We start from the raw sequence: 16,796 nt of genomic DNA, 5'->3' as shown, positions 1-16,796 counted from the left end.
CAAGACATAATTTACTCAACTTGAGTCCTAGAAGGTCTGATATGATTGATCTACGCCAGCTGCGCTATTTCGTGGCGGTCGCCGAAGAAGAGCACGTCGGGCGTGCCGCCGAGCGCCTGCATATTTCCCAATCCCCCCTGAGCCGGCAGATCGCCCAGTTGGAGGAGCGCCTGGGCCTGACCCTGTTCGAACGCAGCCTGCAACGCATCCGCCTGACCGCCGACGGCCAGACCTTTCTCGCCGAGACCCGGGCCTTCCTGACCCATGCCAACCGGCTGGAGTCCCTCGGGCGGCGACTGGGTCGTGGTGAAGAAGGCGGCCTGTGCATCGGCTACATCGAGAACGCCATGCATTCGGGCGTGCTGCCCCAGGCCCTGCGCAGCTTGCGTGTCGAGCGGCCGGATGTGCATATCGCGCTCTACAGCCTGAATTCGGCGCAGCAACTGGAAGGCTTGCGCCAGCGCAGCCTCGATATCGCCCTGGTCAGCGAGCCGCCGGCGGCAGATGACCCGGACCTGAACAGCGCCCGCGTGCTCAACGACCCCATGCTCCTGGCCCTGCCCGAACGGCATCCGCTGGCACAACTGAGCGAGTTGAGTCCGGCGGACTTTCTGGAGCAGGAATGGATTGCCGTGCAGCATCCCCAGCGCACCGGCAAACAGGACGATTTCGTCCAGGCCTGTATCAAGGCCGGGTTCAACCCCAATGTCCGGCTGCAAGCCAATGAACCGCTGACGGCGCTGGGCCTGGTGGCGGCGGGACTGGGCTTGACCATGATCCAGCAGAGCCTGCGACACAACGCCCCCCAGGGCGTGGTGCTGCGGGAATTACCCTGGATGATCTACACCACGCCCTTGTGGGCGGCCTGGCATCGGATCAACCTGCGACCGCTGGTGGCGACTTTCAGGGAAGTGCTGGTGCGGGACGCGATCCAGGCCGACCTGCCGGCGGCGGACTAGATGTCCATGATCTTGGCGGCGAAGGCATTCCAGCCGGCCGGCTCCTGGATCAATGCCTGGTAGTTGTGCGAAAAGCCGCCCATCACGCCACGCCGGGTCATGAGTTCACGGACGATGGCGGTTGCCGGCCCACTGCCACTGCCTTTCAACAGGCTCTGTTCCTGATAGGCGCGCCAATGCAACTCCATCGCAATGACCTTGCACAGCGCCGACTCCTGGGCCAGCACGCCGGTGTTTTTAACCAGCAGACCGAGTTTGATCGGGATGCTGACGGCCAGGGATACCCCGCCGGGAATGGCCGCCAGGCTGAACCCGACGCCGCGATTGAACAACTTGTGGCTTTTCATGAGTTTCAACAGTTCAAACCACTGGCTTAGGGTTCTACTTTGTCGACAGTTCCTGGCCATTTCAGCAAAACGATACAAGTGCACGATTGAAGCCCCGGCGGAACTACCATCGCGAATCAGCGCATAAGGGTTGAGCGGCAAGACCGTGCTTCCGAGTGATGCCGCCGTCCCGGTAAAAGACTGCACGTAATTACGCACTTTACGATGGTGTAACAGGTGCTTGGTCTTGGGCGAACGCCGCGAGACACCGTTCACCGTGAAATAGGGATTATCCACCAGGGCCGAAGACGCTTGCCCCATTTTGTAGGACCCCACCAGCGGCGCCACGGTGGCCCCCGCACCATGGGGGACCAATCCGGACAATGCGAGGGCAGTGTCCATGATCAGGCTATCCACCTTGAAACTGTATTGGGAAAGTTCTTTCAAGCTCGCGGCAAAATTATCCTGCTCCACACCCATATCGGCCTACCTCTCGTGTTTAAAGATCCGGGTTTTTTAATCAAAATATCAGTCCCGAATACCATTCAACGAGGTAAAAAAAGGCCAATGTATTACCTGAATTTTCCGTTTATTTAAAAACGCAAAAGGCAATAAGAAAGGTCCTATATATCCTGCGCACTTTTGCAAAAACCAACTATTTCCCGAGCAGTCTGAACAAGGTCTCCAGGCTTTGGCAAAGAGGGCCGGAGTTATCCAGCAAGTTCAGCGAAGGATCGTCCGCCGCCAGCAGCGAGGCGGTGAATTCGGCATTGCGCGCCAGGCGCGCCTCGATCTGCGGCAAGCTCTCCCGCCCCCGCGCCAGCAGCCGTTCACGCAGGACCGCCTGGTCCACGGTAAGCAGGATCACCTGTAAGTCCGGATAACGCCCGCGGGCCTGGGGCAGATAGCCCCGCGAACCGTTGACCAGCACATCCAGGCCGGCGGCCAGCCAATCGTCGACCAGCCGCGGGATGCCGTAACACAGGCCGTTGGCCTGCCAGCTCATGGCAAAGGCCCCCTGGGCCTGCATCGTCGCGAATTGCTCGGTGCTGACCGATTGCGCCGCCTCCCCCAGCGCCTCGGCCGAACGGGTGATGACCCGCCGGGCAATCCGGCAGCCACGCGCGGCCAGGGGTTCGCGGGCGGCATCGAGCAAACTGTCCTTGCCCGAGCCCGAAGGCCCGATGAGATAGATCAATCGGCCGGCCATCCACAGTCCCTCACACATTGTCGCGCGCACAGTACAACACTCGCGGCGATCATGGCACTGGCCGCAAAGGTGTTCGAGGACGGACGGGGGGACAAGGTGCACGGGTTCATGGCCGCTCGACAAGCCGCAACGCCCGGCCTGGGCCGGGCGAATGCAGTTGCCTCAAGCCGGGTTGCGCGCCGCCAGTCGGGAGAAGCTCGCCAGGCAAGCCACGGCGGCAAAGCCGGCACCGATATACAATGCCAGGATCGGCCCGGAGTGGCTCGACAAACCGAAACTCAGGGCTACCAGCGCAGCCCCCGTGGATTGGCCGAGCAAGCGCGCGGTGGCGATCATTCCGCTGGCACCGCTGCTGCGCTCACGGGGTGCGCTGGTCATCAGGGCCTTCTGGTTCGGCGACTGGAAGAAGCCGAAGCCCAGGCCGCAGATCACCATGCGCACGCCGATCTCCAGGGCGCTCGGATCCGCCGGCAACATCGCCAGGGACAACATGCCCAGCGACAGCACCCCCAGGCCGATACCGCCGAGCAAGCCCGGCGGGTAACGATCCGACAGGCGTCCGGCAAACGGCGCGATCAAGGCCACCACCACCGACCAGGGTGTCATCAGGTAGCCGGTCTGCACCGGATCACGGCCCAACACCGTCTCGAAGAAAAACGGCAGCGAGACAAAGGCCAGGCCCTGGGTGGCGAAGGAGCAAACGGCGGTCAGGGCCGACAGCGCAAACATCGGGCGCTTGAGCAGATCGATCGGAAACATAGGCGCCGGATGCCCGGCCTCGCGGCGCAGCATCAGGCCACCGGCACAGACACAGACCAGCAACGCCAGGCAGATCGGCAGGGTGCCAGCAAACTGCGCGCCCTCCCCCAGCGCATAAATCAGCGAACCGAAGGTCACGACACTCAGGCCGGCCGTGCCCCAGGCAAAGCGCTGGCCGTTGGGCGGTGTATGGGGCAACGACGGAATGGCCATGGCCAGGGCGATCAGGCCAATCGGAATATTCACCCCGAACAGCCAGGGCCAGGTGGCCACGGACAGGATCAACGAAGCCACGGTCGGCCCGGCGGCGAACGACATGCCCACCACCAGGGCATTGAGGCCCATGCCCTTGCCGAGTTTTTCCGGTGGGAACAGGCTGAAGATCAGCGCCGCGTTGACGCTCATGATCGCACTCGCCCCCACGCCCTGGAGGACCCGGGCCAGGGTCAACTCGGTCAAGGTGCTCGACATCGCACAGAGTGCCGACGACAGCGTGAACAACACCAGGCCGAACAGGTAGATCTTGCGATGGCCGATCACGCCGCCGAACGAGGCGAAGGCCAGGATGGTCGCCACCGCCGACAGCTGGTAGGCGTTGATGATCCACACCGATGCCGCCGGTGTGGTGTGCAGGCTGGTGGCGATGGCCGGCAGCGCCGTATTGGCGATGGCGGTGTCCAGCGAGGCCAGGGCGATGGAGATCAGGATCGCCAACATGCCACTGACCTGACGCGATAAACGCGGCCTGAAAATTCCCGATAACCCGCTGATCGCACACCCCCGAAACCCGCTGTACAGAGCGGATCATAGCTTTTTGCCAAATACCGATGACGACGTTTTGCTGAACCGTGGCTGTACGATATCGAGCGCGGGTTCAGGCGGCGTCTGCGCCCATGGTGATCCCCTACCCTCACTTGATAAACTAGGACTTTCTTGGATCACTCCCAATAAAAGGTTGGCAATGGACGTTCTGGCAAGCATGAAGGTCTTCGTCAAGGTGGTCGATCACGGCAGCTTCAGCGCCGCGGCGCAGTCCATCGGGATTTCCTCGACCATGGTCGGCAACCATGTCCAGGGCCTGGAGAAGCACCTGGGCACGCGCCTGCTGCATCGCACCACCCGCCGCCAGAGCCTGACCGAGATCGGCCAGGGTTATTACACCCAGTGCCTGGCCATCCTTGGGCAGATCGAACAGGCCGAATTGATTGCCCGGGAACAGCGCGCCCATCCCCGCGGCCGATTGCGCGTCAGTGCGTCGCCGACCCTGGCCTCGGACCGGTTGATCCCGGCCATTGCCGCCTACCTCAAGGCCTACCCGGAAGTGGATATCGAGTTGAAGTTCAACGATCGGGTGGTGGACCTGGTGGAGGACGGTTTCGACCTGGTGTTCCGTTACGGCGAACTGCCCAGCAGCGGCCTGGTGGGACGTCTGCTGAGCAAGAACCGGCGCATTGCCTGCGCCTCGCCGGCGTATTTGAAGGCCCACGGTACACCGCGGGTGCCGGCGGATCTGGCGCAGCATAACTGCCTGGTATTCCTGCGGGCCACACCGCAACGTGACTGGTTGTTCCACGGTGTGAGCAGCGAAAGCGTCCGGGTGCAGGGACAGTTCTCGGCCAACAACGGCACGGCGTTGATGAACGCCGCGATGGAAGGCATCGGCATTGTCCTGCTACCCCATACGCTGGTGGAAGACGCCCTGAAGGACGGGCGCCTGGTACACCTGTTGCCGGATCATGAGACCCTGGATCGACCGCTGCATCTGGTCTATCTGCCGGACAAGCAGATGACGCCGAAGTTGAGCAGTTTTATCGAGTTCATGGTCAGGCGGTTTGCCTAGGACGACCTCACAAAGAAGACCTCAAGCCGAGCCCGCTCGCCACATTGTTGGCCATGCGGCACATGGAAACATCTAGTATTAATTCGCTGGACGCATCAATCCATTCTAAAAATGCACTTATCAAATCTATAGCGCTGCTCCAGTATCCCGGCCAATAAAAATCTGCACTGCGATGCAGGCCATAAAAATGCTGGAGACCTTTCACGATGCACGCCACAACACCGACCGCCAGTTCCGCCCGTGCCAAGGCGGGCGCGGTATTTCGCGTTACCTCGGGCAACTTCCTCGAACAGTTCGACTTCTTCCTGTTCGGCTTCTACGCCACCTATATCGCCGCCGCCTTCTTCCCCGCCAGCAGTGAGTTCGCCTCGCTGATGATGACCTTCGCCGTGTTCGGCGCCGGCTTCCTGATGCGCCCGCTCGGCGCGGTGATCCTCGGCGCCTATATCGATGACGTCGGTCGGCGCAAAGGCCTGATCGTCACCCTGTCGATCATGGCCAGCGGCACCATCCTGATCGTGCTGGTGCCCGGCTACGAAAGCATCGGCCTGCTGGCCCCGGCCCTGGTCCTGATCGGTCGTCTGCTCCAGGGCTTCTCCGCCGGTGCCGAGCTGGGCGGGGTCTCGGTCTATCTGTCGGAAATCGCCACGCCGGGGCGCAAGGGTTTCTTCACCGCCTGGCAGTCCTGCAGCCAGCAGGTCGCCGTGGTGATCGCCGCTGCCCTGGGCTACGGGTTGAACCAGTGGATGTCGGCCAGCGTGGTCGCCGATTGGGGCTGGCGCATCCCGTTCCTGGTCGGTTGCATGATCGTGCCGTTTATCTTCCTGCTGCGTCGCAACCTGGCGGAAACCGAGGAATTCGCCAAGCGCAAGCACCGTCCGGGCATGCGCGAGGTGTTCAACACCCTGGCGCAGAACTGGGTCATCGTGGTTGCCGGGATGCTGATGGTCGCGCTGACCACCACCGCCTTCTACCTGATCACCGTGTATGCGCCGACCTTCGGCAAGACCGTGCTGCACCTGAGCACCGCCGACAGCCTGTTGGTGACCTTGCTGGTGGGTGTTTCAAACTTCTGCTGGCTGCCCCTGGGCGGCGCCCTCTCCGACCGTATCGGCCGTCGTCCGGTACTGCTGACCATGTCCGGCCTGACCCTGGCCACGGCCTATCCGGCGCTGTCGCTGCTGGTCCAGGCGCCGACGTTCACCAGCATGTTGCTGGTACTGCTGTGGTTCTCGTTCCTCTACGGGATGTACAACGGCGCGATGGTTGCGGCCCTGACCGAGATCATGCCGGTGGAAGTCCGGGTGGCCGGTTTCTCCCTGGCCTACAGCCTGGCAACCGCGGTGTTCGGCGGTTTCACTCCGGCGATCTCCACCGCGCTGATCCAGTACACCGGGGACAAGGCCTCGCCGGGCTACTGGATGAGCTTTGCCGCGCTCTGTGCCCTGTGCGCGACGCTGTTTCTCTATCGCAAGGCCAGGGTGCAGTTCCAGCCGGCGGTGTAAGCCTGGTGTTTTTGGGGTGACCTCAAGGGCCTCTTCGCGGGCAAGCCCTGCTCCTACAATGTCCGTGTCGAACCAGAGTCTTTTGGTCGACCGAGAACCTGTAGGAGCAGGGCTTGCCCGCGAAGGCGGCAGAACAGGCACCACAACCCCATGGGTCCTGAACCCAACCTCGCCCATTCGATACCAATAAGAGAATCCCGATGAAAGCAGTGTTTCTCAAGCTCGCCCTGCTCGGCAGCCTGGCCCTGGCCAGCCTGACGGCCCAGGCCGAGGAAATCCGTGTGATGACCTCCGGCGGCTTCACCGCCGCCTACAAGCTCCTCGGCCCGAAATTCGCCGCCGCCAGCGGCAACACCCTAGATACCGTTCTCGGCCCGTCCATGGGCAAGGCCCCGGAAGCCATTCCCAACCGGCTGGAACGCGGTGAAAAGGCCGATGTAGTGATCATGGTCGGCTACGCCCTCGACGAGTTGATCAAGCAAGGCAAGGTCCTGCCCGGCTCGCGGGTCGAGCTGGCTGATTCGCGGATCGGCCTGGTGGTACGCGCAGGCAGTGCCAAACCGGCCATCGGCACCGAAGCCGAACTGAAAGACACGCTGCTCAAGGCCAAGTCCGTGGCCTACTCCGACAGTGCCAGCGGCGTGTATATCCAGGATCAGTTGTTCAAGCGCCTGGGCATCGAAACGCAGCTCAAGCCCAAGGCAACCATGGTGCCGAAGATCCCGGTGGCCTCGGTGGTGGCAACCGGTGACTTTCAACTGGGCTTCCAGCAGGTCAGCGAACTGCTGCCGGTGCCAGGGGTGACCTATGTCGGCAAGATCCCGGAATCAGTGCAGTCGGTGACACGTTTTGCCGCCGGGATCCCGGTGGGGGCCGAGCATCCGGCACAGGCCAAGGCCCTGCTTGAATACCTCGCCGCTCCGGCCGCCCAAGCCACCGTGAAGGCCACCGGGCTGGATTCCGTTCTTCATTGATCACGATCCGGCTTGCTCAGGATCCGCTGGTATGCGGCAGTTTCATCTCGACAATCAGCCGCTCCAGCTCCCGCGCCGCCGGGGTCAGCACCCGTCCCCGGCGCTTGAGCAAGCCGACCTTGCGCATCACCTCCGGCTCGACCAACGGCACACTGGTGAGAATCGGATGCTCGTCGCCCACCGGCATCGCCATGGTCGGCACCGCCGCGATGCCCAATCCGGCCTCCACCAGACCGATCATGGTGGTGACATGCCGGGTTTCACAGACCCCAGGCTTCTGCGCCTCGATCCCCACCAGCGCCTGGTCGAGCAGGAAGCGATTGCCCGAGGTCTTGTCGAGGCTGATGTAGTCCTGCTGGTACAGCTCGGTCCAGGTCACGCTGGCCCGCCCGGCCAGCGGATGATCGCGGCGACAGGCCACGACATAACGCTCCTCGACCAATAACTCGAATTCGATTTCCGCCTGCAGGTTGCCGGTGAAACTCAAGCCGAAATCCGCTTCGCCACTGAGTACGGCGGCATGCACGTCATTGGCACTGGAGTCGAGCACCTTGACCTTGATCTTCGGATATTGCCGGTGATAGTGAGCCACCACCTTGGGCATGAAGTAATAGGCCGCCGACGGCACACACGCCACAGTGACATGCCCGAGCCGGGTCGAGGCCACGTCGGTTATGCCCAGCAGTGCCAGGTCGAGATCGTCCAGCAAGCGCTCCACGGTCGGCGCGAACGCCCGGCCCACCTGGGTCAGGCTGACCCGCCGGGTGGTGCGTTCGAATAGCCGGACACCGAGGGCTTCCTCGAGTTTATCGACACGTCGGCTCAACGCCGGCTGGGAAATATTGATGGCCTGGGCCGCCTTGCGAAAACTGCCCTGCTCGACCACGGCGCGGAAGGCCTGCAAGTCGTTCAAATCGAAGTTGATGGCCACCGGGCTTACTCGTCGGAAACTGATTGATCAGTTTAACGCATGAGTCTGCCGGTTCGATGCATGAGCTGAGTTTGAATGCGCGTTATTCGTCGCAATCGAGCAGGAGCCGGCTTGCCGGCGATGGCGTCTTCAAGGACGCCAAAAGCTTCGCGGGCAAGCCTCGCTCCTACAGTTACGCGGTGTTTTCAAGCCATTTGATCGGTCACGGCCGCCGCAACTTCTGATCAGAACTTGTAGGTCGTCGACAGACTGACCACATCGCCCGAAGCTTCCACCTTGCCATTCAGGGTCGAGCCACCCAGGCGATCCACGTTCTGGGTATTGATCGGAGCATCTTTCACAAATTGGTGTGAATAGGCCCCATCGACGCTCAACCCGGGTATTTCCTTGACCTCATAGCCAAAGCCCAGGGACGTGAACCAGCGGTTGTTGTCCGGGATCCGCGGATCACGGGTCGAATCGCGGGTCGGAGTCTCGTCGAAGGCCACACCGGCGCGCAGGGTCAGGCGATCAGTGAACCGATAGTCACCGCCCACCGAGTACATCATGGTGTCCTTGTAGTTATAGGGAATCGAGACGATAAGATTGCCATTGGACTTCAGCGTCAGATCCTGGAAAGACGACCATTGGGTCCAGGTTGCACTGACACCCAGGGTGAAACGATCATTGAACACATGCACCCAATCCAGGCCGGCCGTGGCGGGGATATCCAACTGGGTACTGGCGTTGGCACCGTCCGGATTGAGACTGAGTCCGGGATAGGCCAGTCCTACCAGCGTCTCGCCGTTGGGCCCCAGCGGCTGAGTGGTGTACTGCCTACCGAGCGCATCGGCGTAGATATTGTATTTACCTTCCAGCTTGTTCTTGATCTTGGCGTGGTAATTCAGTCCGAGAGAGTCCCGATCGGTCGGCTTCCAGACTATCCCGGTAAACCAGCCGACCGAGGTGTTGTCCACCTTGACGCGCATCAGGTTCGAGCCGACGCCCGATGGGAAGGGTATGCCCCCCAGCCCCGGGGACAAGGCTGCCGCGCCAGTCAGGTTGAGGTTCTGGCTGACGAACCCATTGGTGTGTTGCACGATGACACCGCCGCCCACGGAAAAGGCATCGTTGACCTTGAACGACAGCGAGCCCGTAAGTCCCACGGTCTCGATCTTGGTATCCACGGCAAAGTCACGACCTTTCCAGTCTTCATCCCAGGTACTGCGCATCCCCAGGGGAACCACCTGGCTGAGGCCAAAAGCAAAACGATCATTGATCGGTATGACCAGGAACCCGGTTGGAACCCAGGCCGTAAAACCGCCTTGACCACCATCGCCGGTCAGGGGCACAGGGTCGCCGGGAATGCCATTGGCGTCCACGGGGGTCTGCGAGGCAGGATTGCCCTGATAGTCGGTGGCGGTCCCCGTATACTTCAGTTTGATACGCGCATAATCGACCGTGAACTGTCCAACACTCTGATCAATGAACGCCATGGCCGCGGGGTTGTTGTAGGCGGCACTCGGGTCGTTCTTGAACAGCGAGCCACCACCGAAAGCACGCCCCCAGCCCGGTGCACCGTAGGTGGGTGTCGAAAAACCACCGGCCTGAACAGGCCCTGCCGTCACCAAACCGCCCAGAACAGCCAGTGCGATAGCGACGTGCAATTGTTGTTTCTTATTATTCATGCCCCACTCCTTATTATTATCAACCGCAACAGGTCATCCCCGCTCACCAGCACCCAACAGACGCCTCCCGAGGAGGCGCCGGTCTTATCAACGAGTGATCAGCACGTTGTTCTCACCCCAACCTCAAGGGTTGGTGATAACGAAGGTCGGACTCGGTGAGACGCTGAGTGCGGTGATGCTGCAACTGCCCACGGCCTGGGCACTTGGAACGGTCAACGCGCCGCCACCATAGTTGGTGTTGATCGTCGCGGTGCCGCAGTTCGAAATGACACTGAAGCTGACGCCGGACACCGTTGCGGTGCTGGTGCTGGTAGGAGTCAGCGTCCAGGGCAGGTTCTGCATCACCGGCACACCGCACAGCGAGTTGGAACCACTGACAGTGGCCGCGGTAATCGACGCCGAGGCCCCGTTAGCGGCGGTCTTGCCGGTGAAAGTGATGTTGCAGGTCACCGGCAGGTTGAACGACGCCGGGGATTTCACCGTAATGGTGCCGGGTGCGCTGAAGGTGGTGTTGACCGGAGTAATGGTTGCAGCGTTGACCATGGATGCCGCGCCTAAGCAGACAGCAATGGCAGTAAACGATACAAGAGTTTTGATGCCTTTCATTGTTGTTATTCCTCGCATGGTATGGCGATTCATTTCGCCGGGGGTAATGGCCTTTACGGACAACACGGAGTACCACGACAGCAACAGCGACCGAGCTTCCTTTTCCAGCCAAACTTTCAAAATCCGCTGTATAACTTTTTAACAGCCGTCCAATAACGGGTTATTCCATTCAGGGCACAACCCGAAAGTTCGGCGGCATCTGGATCGATACCGTCTTGATGGTGCAGCCGCCGTCCAATGCCACATCCACCGCCTGGAGTTTTCCGCTGCTGTTGTTCCAGGTCCCGGTTGCCGTGGTCGGCCCGCAATCACCACCGACAAAGGGGGCATGCACCGTGACCTGGATACCGGACATCGAGCCGCTGCCCTCATCCCTGGCCACCAGCTTCCAGGGCAAGTGCGTGGCCTCGACCTGGCCGCACTTCAGGCCACCGTCGAAACCGACCTTCTCGACACTGGCATAACTGCCGTCGGCGCTGATCCGGCCGCTGACTTCAAGGGTGCAGTCGGCATTGATGATGCTCTTGGCAAAACTGATCGGGCCCTTGGCGCTGAACTCGCTATTGGCCGGTTCCATCCGCGCGGCGGCAAACGCCGGGGCCACGGCCGAAAAACCCAGCAGTACCGCAAGTACCCGAAAAGCTAATAGAATTGAGTGCATGGCTGATGTCCTTCCTGGTCTTTATTGTTGTTTTATGGAGCAACTTCATCTTCCATCCGGGGCCCCTTCGCCAATCTTGGCGTGAGTCTTCCCGCCATGCGCACTTTGAAAAATGGGCATGTTATTCAATGGTTCTATTCAATCAGTGTGACGAGTGCCGTAGCGCTTTAATAACTCCAAGCGTCGGGAGGGTTGCAAGTTGGCCAGCCGCACATTGCCCTCATAGTGCGCCAATACCCGGTGATCCATCAGCCGCCGCCAGAGAAACGGTACATAGGCCCAGACAATCATACTTGCGTAACCGTATGGCAGTTGCGGCGATTCATCGAAGTGACGCAAGGCCTGATAACTGCGTGTCGGGTAAGCATGGTGATCGGAATGCCGCTGAAGTTGAAAGAGAAAGATATTGGTGACAATCCGATTACTGTTCCAGGAGTGCCGTGGAGAACAGCGCTCATAACGGCCATTGGGTAACTTCTGGCGCAACAGGCCGTAGTGTTCGACATAGTTCACCACTTCCAGCAACGAGAACCCGTAGATCCCCTGGATCAGCAGGAAGGGAATTACCGCGCTGCCCAGCCAGAGGATCAAGCCGCCCCACATCACCACGCTGAACATCCAGGCGCCGAGCACGGTGTTTTTCCAGTGCAGGGCCGGCAGCCCGAGCTTGCCCAGCCGATCACGCTCCAGATGCCAGGCCGAACGCAGGCTGTGGTAGACCGAGCGCGGCAGGAAGCGCCAGAAACTTTCTCCCAGTCGCGAGCTGGCCGGGTCTTCCGGGGTGGCAACCCGCACGTGATGGCCGCGATTGTGCTCGACGAAGAAGTGGCCATAGAAGGTCGGCGCCAGGGACAACTTCGCCAGGAACTGCTCCAGTGGCCGGGTCTTGTGTCCCAGCTCATGGGCAATGTTGATGGCGATCCCGGTGGCGGCCCCGGTGGACATTGCCATCCCCAGGTAGGTGAAGGCACCGACGCTGCCGTGCACCTGGGCACGCTCGGTGATATAGCCCATCAGGCTCGCCAGACCACCGTGCAACGACCACGCCTCGCCGAGCCGCAGCAGACCACCGCCGATCAACCAGTCGATGCCGCCCGCCGCCAGCCAGGCGGTGCTGATCATCGACAGGGTGACCAGGGCCACGCAGGTGTAGATGATCCAGCGGTAGTAGGTCTGTTTCTCAAGATCCGGAACCATGGTTTCCGGTGGATTGTTGCGGTCTTCGCCGAACAGGCCGTCGATCATCGGGATCAGCCCGAAGATCACCAGCACCCCGCTCCACCACAAGGACTGGATGCCGGTGGTAAGGGCAAACAGGCCGGACAAGAGTGGCGTGGCCATTGGCAAAGCACCGAGCCACCACAGATGCCGCTTGCCGTCGGTCCAGATCCCGGGTGCCACCAGGGAAGCGCTCATGGCAGCCTCCGCAGGATCACAACTGCACACGGCCGCGCATTCGACTGATGGGCAGGCAGGGAGAAAGCAAATGCGTCAGAAAGCGTTATTTTCATTATTTTAATCGCTCAATTGCACTTTTAAAAAAAACATTCAAAACATTTTTTTAAATATTTAGCCCGATCTCGTTAGCTCGTCAACTATTTTTTTATCGAATGTTGAATGTCGTCACGTCGCGCTGGATCAACCTGCCAGCCGCTCGCTCAGGAAGCCCCCAGCACCGGGGTTGCCTGATCCACGGCGAGCCCGGCTTGCGGTTTTGCCCGCAGGGCGATGCTGCGGACCAGCTCGACCACCGGCTCCACGGCGGTGACCGGCAACATATGTCCGGCCCCTTCGACAATCTCCAGGGACAGGCCTGGCAGCTTGCCGAGCATCGATTCGCCGTGCTTGCGGTAATTCAGTACGCGGTCCTTGGAGCCATAGATCAGGCCCACCGGCAGCTTGAGGGAGGGATAGCGCCTGACCATATCCGGGAGATCGTTGTTCACCGTGGCGATCTCGCTGGAGGCGCAATAGAAGTTATCGCTGCGCATGCCCAGCAACCCGCCGCCGCGCTCGGCAAAGTCATCGGGCGGCGGCTCGGGAGCGAACACTGCCCTGATCAGGGCCTTGCGCCCGAGCATCCCGATGGGCGTGGCCAGGACCCGCGCAAACCAGCGGCGCAAGAATGCCGGCCTCACCCCCAATGACAGAAACACCGGAGGCAGGAGGGGTTGGGGATGGGTCAAGGGGGCTACCAGCACCAGGCCGCTAACCGACTGCGGATGATCCAGCGCCAGGGACAGCGCCAAGGCGCCACCGAGGGAATGTCCGAGTACCAACGGGCGATCGAGGTCCAATTTGCCGATGAGTTCGGCGATCAGCCTGGCCTGCGCCGGGATATCAACCTCGGCGCCCGAGTGACGGGAAGAATAGCCGGAGCCGGGACGGTCCAGGGTGATCACCCGGAACTCTTCGCGCAGACGCGGCGACAAGGCATAGGTGAGGTTGCGTCCACAGCCGGACAGTCCATGGATCATCACCAGGGCCGGGCCGCTGCCCTCATCCACATAATGAATCCATTCGCCGCCCACCTCGATAAAACGCCCCTCGGCGGGCACCGCGGCTTCGATGCTCCGGTTGATCCGTGAGCTGATGACCCATAGCGCGGCATTTGCCGCCGCAAAAAGTGCAACCCCAACGCCCCATCCCATTGCTCGCCCCTTGCATCCCTGCCCAAGGCGCGGCGCCGGGATTGGCTGCCACCTCGAGAATCGCCTACACCTGATAAACAGGCCCATCGGTCGGATGAGTCGCCAGGGTTCGGCAGAACACTAGCGTAGGCGATATTTTCAGGTAAGTTATTTAAATTATTTTTTAAAACATTTAATTTAAATATGCAATGCTGAGGACTCATCCAGCGCCGCCAATCATCGGCAGGCGTTGCCACAATCGAGGTACACACCATGAATGCGTACTCGTCACCCCCGCCAGATGGCGAAGCCGTTGATATTGCGATCATCGGCGCCGGTTTTGCCGGATTGTGCATGGCCATTCGCTTGAAACAGGCCGGCATCAGCGACTTCTTCGTCGCCGAACGGGCCGACAGCCTGGGCGGCACCTGGCGCGACAACCACTACCCCGGCTGCGCCTGTGATGTGCAGTCGCATGTCTACTCCTTCTCTTTCGCGCCCAATCCGCACTGGAGCCGGCAATTTGCACCGCAGGCGGAAATCCGTGCCTATCTTGAGCGTTGCGCGAAGGATTTCGGTGTCACTCCCCACCTGCATTTCGACATGACCCTGAGCCGCGCAGTGTTCGACGAAAGCCGACAGCGCTGGGCCCTGAGCTTTGCCAACGGACGCCAGCTGTCGGCACGGGTGCTGATTTCCGGCATGGGTGGGCTCTCGCGTCCCGCGCTGCCGGATATTCCGGGGCTGGCGGACTTCCAGGGCAAAAGCTTCCATTCCCAGCACTGGGATCATGCTTATGCACTGGAAGGCAAACGGGTCGCGGTGATCGGCACCGGGGCCAGCGCCATCCAGTTCGTGCCGCGGATCGCCCCGAGGGTGGCGCACCTGAGCCTGTTCCAGCGCACGCCACCCTGGATCCTGCCCAAGCCGGATCGCGAATTGTCGACGGCCGAACGCTGGTTGTTCCGACACCTGCCCTTTACCCAGCGGCTGGCCCGCTCGGCCATCTACTGGGCCCTGGAAAGCCGGGTGATTGCCTTCGCCCGCTATCCGAAGTTGATGACGCTGGTACAGAAAATTGCCGTACGCCATCTGCACCGCCAGGTGGCCGCGCCAACATTGCGCAAGACCCTGACGCCCGACTACACCATCGGTTGCAAGCGCATCCTGATTTCCAACGACTACTATCCGGCGCTGGCGCGCAGCCACGTGAAAGTGGTCAGCCAGGCGGTAACGCGGGTCGAGACCGATGCCGTGGTCACCGCCGACGGTGTCCGCCACCCCGTCGACTGCCTGATCTTCGGTACCGGCTTCCAGGCCACCGAACCCCTGCCCCGGGGCCTGATCATCGGACGCAACGGCCTCGACGTGCTCGATGCCTGGGCCGACGGCGCCCATGCCTACCTGGGTAGCTGCCTGCCGGGCTACCCGAACTTCTTCATGATCATCGGCCCGAACACCGGGTTGGGGCACAACTCGATGATCCTGATGATCGAGGCCCAGGTCACCTATATCCTTCAGGCCCTTGCGCAAATGCGCAGCCAGTGGATCGAGACCCTGGAGATCAGGCCCGAAGTGGAAAGTCGCTACAACGAGCGGCTTCAGCAGCAACTCCAGCGCGCTATCTGGTCAACCGGCGGCTGTCGCAGCTGGTACCTGGACCCGCGCACCGGCAAGAACACCACCCTCTGGCCCGGCTCGACCTGGCGTTTCCGTCAGGTCACGCGTCATTTCCAGCTCGGCGATTACAAGGTTTCTGCCCGGATATCCCCAAGCCCGGAACCGGCTCCCGTTCAAGCCCGATCCCCCGGAGGCCACCCATGAAGACCTTCGACGGTAAAGTCGCCGCCATTACCGGGGCCGGTGCCGGCATGGGCCGCGCCCTGGCCATTGCCCTGGCCCGCGAAGGTTGCCACCTGGCCCTGGCGGACAAGAATCCCCAGGGCCTGGCACAGACCCTGGAACTGGCCCGGGCCGCCGCGCTACTACCGCTGCGCATCACCACCCGGGTCCTCGATGTCGCCGAACGCCAGGCTCTGTTCGACTGGGCGGCCGCCACGGCGGCCGAGCATGGCGGCGTCAACCTGGTGTTCAATAATGCCGGGGTGGCCCTGTCGAGTACCATCGAAGGCATGAGCCAGGAAGACCTCGACTGGATCATCGGGATCAATTTCTGGGGTGTGATCCATGGCACCCAGGCCTTCCTGCCTTACCTCAGGCAGACCGGCCACGGCCATATCATCAACACCTCCAGCGTGTTCGGCTTGTTCGCCCAACCGGGGATGAGCGCCTACAACGCCAGCAAGTTCGCCGTGCGCGGCTTTACCGAGTCCTTGCGCCAGGAACTCGACCTGATGGACATAGGTGTCTCGGCCACCTGCGTGCACCCTGGCGGCATCAAGACCGATATCGCCCGTTCCAGCCGGATCAGTGACAACGTCAAGGGCCTGCTGATCGACAACGATGAACAGGCCCGGGCGGATTTCGAGAAACTCTTTATCACCGATGCCGACCAGGCGGCCCGGACGATCCTGCACGGCGTGCGAAGAAACCGTCGACGGGTGCTGATCGGCCGCGACGCCCATGCCCTGGATCTGCTGGTGCGCCTGCTGCCCAGCGCCTATCAGGCCCTGGTGGTGTTCGTCACCCGACGCATGTCGCCCTCGGGCAAACGCAAGACCCGGCCCGACGCCAGTGACGCCGGCGGTCTCAATTGAAAGGAGTGCCA

Annotated in this window: 16 protein-coding genes; 7 read left to right on the top strand and 9 right to left on the bottom strand. The window is 61.5% G+C overall.

What is annotated here, in order from left to right; genetic code table 11:
• The first annotated feature begins 41 nt into the window (after positions 1-41).
• The gene (locus M5B42_RS11890; RefSeq protein ID WP_248745935.1) at positions 42-959 is read left to right on the top strand and encodes a LysR substrate-binding domain-containing protein; all 918 of its coding nucleotides are present in this window, start codon (positions 42-44) and stop codon (positions 957-959) included.
• Here M5B42_RS11890 and M5B42_RS11885 read toward each other — a convergent pair.
• The 3 genes from M5B42_RS11885 to M5B42_RS11875 form a co-directional block, all read right to left on the bottom strand.
• Positions 956-1,687: a hypothetical protein gene (locus M5B42_RS11885; RefSeq protein ID WP_248745934.1), complete on the bottom strand. Its 732-nt coding sequence runs from the start codon at positions 1,685-1,687 to the stop codon at positions 956-958. The genes M5B42_RS11890 and M5B42_RS11885 overlap by 4 nt on opposite strands.
• A gap of 253 nt (positions 1,688-1,940) precedes the next feature.
• Positions 1,941-2,495 (bottom strand): phosphonate metabolism protein/1,5-bisphosphokinase (PRPP-forming) PhnN, encoded by a 555-nt coding sequence (phnN, locus tag M5B42_RS11880; RefSeq protein WP_248745933.1) that lies wholly within the window; start codon positions 2,493-2,495, stop codon positions 1,941-1,943.
• 162 nt (positions 2,496-2,657) lie between these two features.
• Entirely contained in the window at positions 2,658-3,971 is a 1,314-nt protein-coding gene (locus M5B42_RS11875) for an MFS transporter (protein WP_248745932.1), read from the bottom strand.
• A gap of 244 nt (positions 3,972-4,215) precedes the next feature.
• Here M5B42_RS11875 and M5B42_RS11870 point away from each other — a divergent pair, with 244 nt between their 5' ends.
• From M5B42_RS11870 to M5B42_RS11860, 3 genes are all read left to right on the top strand, one after another.
• Entirely contained in the window at positions 4,216-5,094 is an 879-nt protein-coding gene (locus M5B42_RS11870) for a LysR family transcriptional regulator (protein ID WP_248745931.1), read from the top strand.
• A 206-nt stretch (positions 5,095-5,300) separates the two neighbouring features.
• A complete protein-coding gene (locus M5B42_RS11865; protein ID WP_103495148.1) occupies positions 5,301-6,599 on the top strand; it encodes an MFS transporter in 1,299 nt (432 codons plus the stop codon).
• Positions 6,600-6,799: 200 nt separating this feature from the next.
• On the top strand, positions 6,800-7,573 hold the full coding sequence (locus tag M5B42_RS11860) for a substrate-binding domain-containing protein (protein ID WP_248745930.1): 774 nt from the start codon (positions 6,800-6,802) through the stop codon (positions 7,571-7,573).
• 16 nt (positions 7,574-7,589) lie between these two features.
• Here the strand turns inward: M5B42_RS11860 and M5B42_RS11855 are convergent, their stop codons facing one another.
• Positions 7,590-8,504: a LysR family transcriptional regulator gene (locus tag M5B42_RS11855; RefSeq protein WP_103495146.1), complete on the bottom strand. Its 915-nt coding sequence runs from the start codon at positions 8,502-8,504 to the stop codon at positions 7,590-7,592.
• A gap of 23 nt (positions 8,505-8,527) precedes the next feature.
• Here M5B42_RS11855 and M5B42_RS11850 point away from each other — a divergent pair, with 23 nt between their 5' ends.
• Positions 8,528-8,728, top strand: a complete 201-nt coding sequence (locus M5B42_RS11850; RefSeq protein WP_248745929.1) for a hypothetical protein — start codon at positions 8,528-8,530, stop codon at positions 8,726-8,728.
• Here the strand turns inward: M5B42_RS11850 and M5B42_RS11845 are convergent, their stop codons facing one another.
• From M5B42_RS11845 to M5B42_RS11825, 5 genes are all read right to left on the bottom strand, one after another.
• Positions 8,729-10,171: an outer membrane protein transport protein gene (locus M5B42_RS11845; protein ID WP_248745928.1), complete on the bottom strand. Its 1,443-nt coding sequence runs from the start codon at positions 10,169-10,171 to the stop codon at positions 8,729-8,731.
• 123 nt (positions 10,172-10,294) lie between these two features.
• The gene (gene praB / locus M5B42_RS11840) at positions 10,295-10,777 is read right to left on the bottom strand and encodes an alkane oxidation protein activator PraB (protein WP_248745927.1); all 483 of its coding nucleotides are present in this window, start codon (positions 10,775-10,777) and stop codon (positions 10,295-10,297) included.
• A gap of 169 nt (positions 10,778-10,946) precedes the next feature.
• Entirely contained in the window at positions 10,947-11,438 is a 492-nt protein-coding gene (praA, locus tag M5B42_RS11835) for an alkane oxidation protein activator PraA (protein ID WP_248745926.1), read from the bottom strand.
• A gap of 138 nt (positions 11,439-11,576) precedes the next feature.
• A complete protein-coding gene (locus M5B42_RS11830) occupies positions 11,577-12,854 on the bottom strand; it encodes an alkane 1-monooxygenase (protein ID WP_248745925.1) in 1,278 nt (425 codons plus the stop codon).
• Between the two features lie 242 nt (positions 12,855-13,096).
• The gene (locus M5B42_RS11825; RefSeq protein ID WP_248745924.1) at positions 13,097-14,089 is read right to left on the bottom strand and encodes an alpha/beta hydrolase; all 993 of its coding nucleotides are present in this window, start codon (positions 14,087-14,089) and stop codon (positions 13,097-13,099) included.
• 252 nt (positions 14,090-14,341) lie between these two features.
• Here M5B42_RS11825 and M5B42_RS11820 point away from each other — a divergent pair, with 252 nt between their 5' ends.
• Together M5B42_RS11820 and M5B42_RS11815 are read left to right on the top strand one after the other, a co-directional pair.
• A complete protein-coding gene (locus tag M5B42_RS11820) occupies positions 14,342-15,892 on the top strand; it encodes an NAD(P)/FAD-dependent oxidoreductase (RefSeq protein WP_248745923.1) in 1,551 nt (516 codons plus the stop codon).
• Positions 15,889-16,785 carry an SDR family NAD(P)-dependent oxidoreductase gene (locus tag M5B42_RS11815; protein ID WP_248745922.1) on the top strand — a complete coding sequence of 299 codons (897 nt, stop codon included), beginning with the start codon at positions 15,889-15,891 and terminating at the stop codon, positions 16,783-16,785. Before M5B42_RS11820 ends, M5B42_RS11815 begins: the two co-directional genes overlap by 4 nt.
• Positions 16,786-16,796 lie beyond the last annotated feature (11 nt).

It is taken from the genome of Pseudomonas sp. MWU12-2037 (assembly GCF_023242345.1).
Lineage (GTDB): Bacteria > Pseudomonadota > Gammaproteobacteria > Pseudomonadales > Pseudomonadaceae > Aquipseudomonas > Aquipseudomonas gingeri_D.
The sequence above is the reverse complement of the archived record's forward strand: the minus strand, read 5'-3'. Positions and strand labels throughout refer to the sequence as shown.

What these genes read in the sequence shown, in the direction of transcription:
- M5B42_RS11875 (WP_248745932.1), bottom strand. Translation starts at nt 3,971, where the DNA reads ATGTTGGCGATCCTGATCTCCATCGCCCTGGCCTCGCTGGACACCGCC.
- phnN (WP_248745933.1), bottom strand. Translation starts at nt 2,495, where the DNA reads ATGGCCGGCCGATTGATCTATCTCATCGGGCCTTCGGGCTCGGGCAAG.
- M5B42_RS11870 (WP_248745931.1), top strand. Translation starts at nt 4,216, where the DNA reads ATGGACGTTCTGGCAAGCATGAAGGTCTTCGTCAAGGTGGTCGATCAC.
- M5B42_RS11860 (WP_248745930.1), top strand. Translation starts at nt 6,800, where the DNA reads ATGAAAGCAGTGTTTCTCAAGCTCGCCCTGCTCGGCAGCCTGGCCCTG.
- M5B42_RS11830 (WP_248745925.1), bottom strand. Translation starts at nt 12,854, where the DNA reads ATGAGCGCTTCCCTGGTGGCACCCGGGATCTGGACCGACGGCAAGCGG.
- praB (WP_248745927.1), bottom strand. Translation starts at nt 10,777, where the DNA reads ATGAAAGGCATCAAAACTCTTGTATCGTTTACTGCCATTGCTGTCTGC.
- M5B42_RS11820 (WP_248745923.1), top strand. Translation starts at nt 14,342, where the DNA reads ATGAATGCGTACTCGTCACCCCCGCCAGATGGCGAAGCCGTTGATATT.
- M5B42_RS11815 (WP_248745922.1), top strand. Translation starts at nt 15,889, where the DNA reads ATGAAGACCTTCGACGGTAAAGTCGCCGCCATTACCGGGGCCGGTGCC.
- M5B42_RS11885 (WP_248745934.1), bottom strand. Translation starts at nt 1,687, where the DNA reads ATGGACACTGCCCTCGCATTGTCCGGATTGGTCCCCCATGGTGCGGGG.
- M5B42_RS11890 (WP_248745935.1), top strand. Translation starts at nt 42, where the DNA reads ATGATTGATCTACGCCAGCTGCGCTATTTCGTGGCGGTCGCCGAAGAA.
- praA (WP_248745926.1), bottom strand. Translation starts at nt 11,438, where the DNA reads ATGCACTCAATTCTATTAGCTTTTCGGGTACTTGCGGTACTGCTGGGT.
- M5B42_RS11825 (WP_248745924.1), bottom strand. Translation starts at nt 14,089, where the DNA reads ATGGGATGGGGCGTTGGGGTTGCACTTTTTGCGGCGGCAAATGCCGCG.
- M5B42_RS11865 (WP_103495148.1), top strand. Translation starts at nt 5,301, where the DNA reads ATGCACGCCACAACACCGACCGCCAGTTCCGCCCGTGCCAAGGCGGGC.
- M5B42_RS11845 (WP_248745928.1), bottom strand. Translation starts at nt 10,171, where the DNA reads ATGAATAATAAGAAACAACAATTGCACGTCGCTATCGCACTGGCTGTT.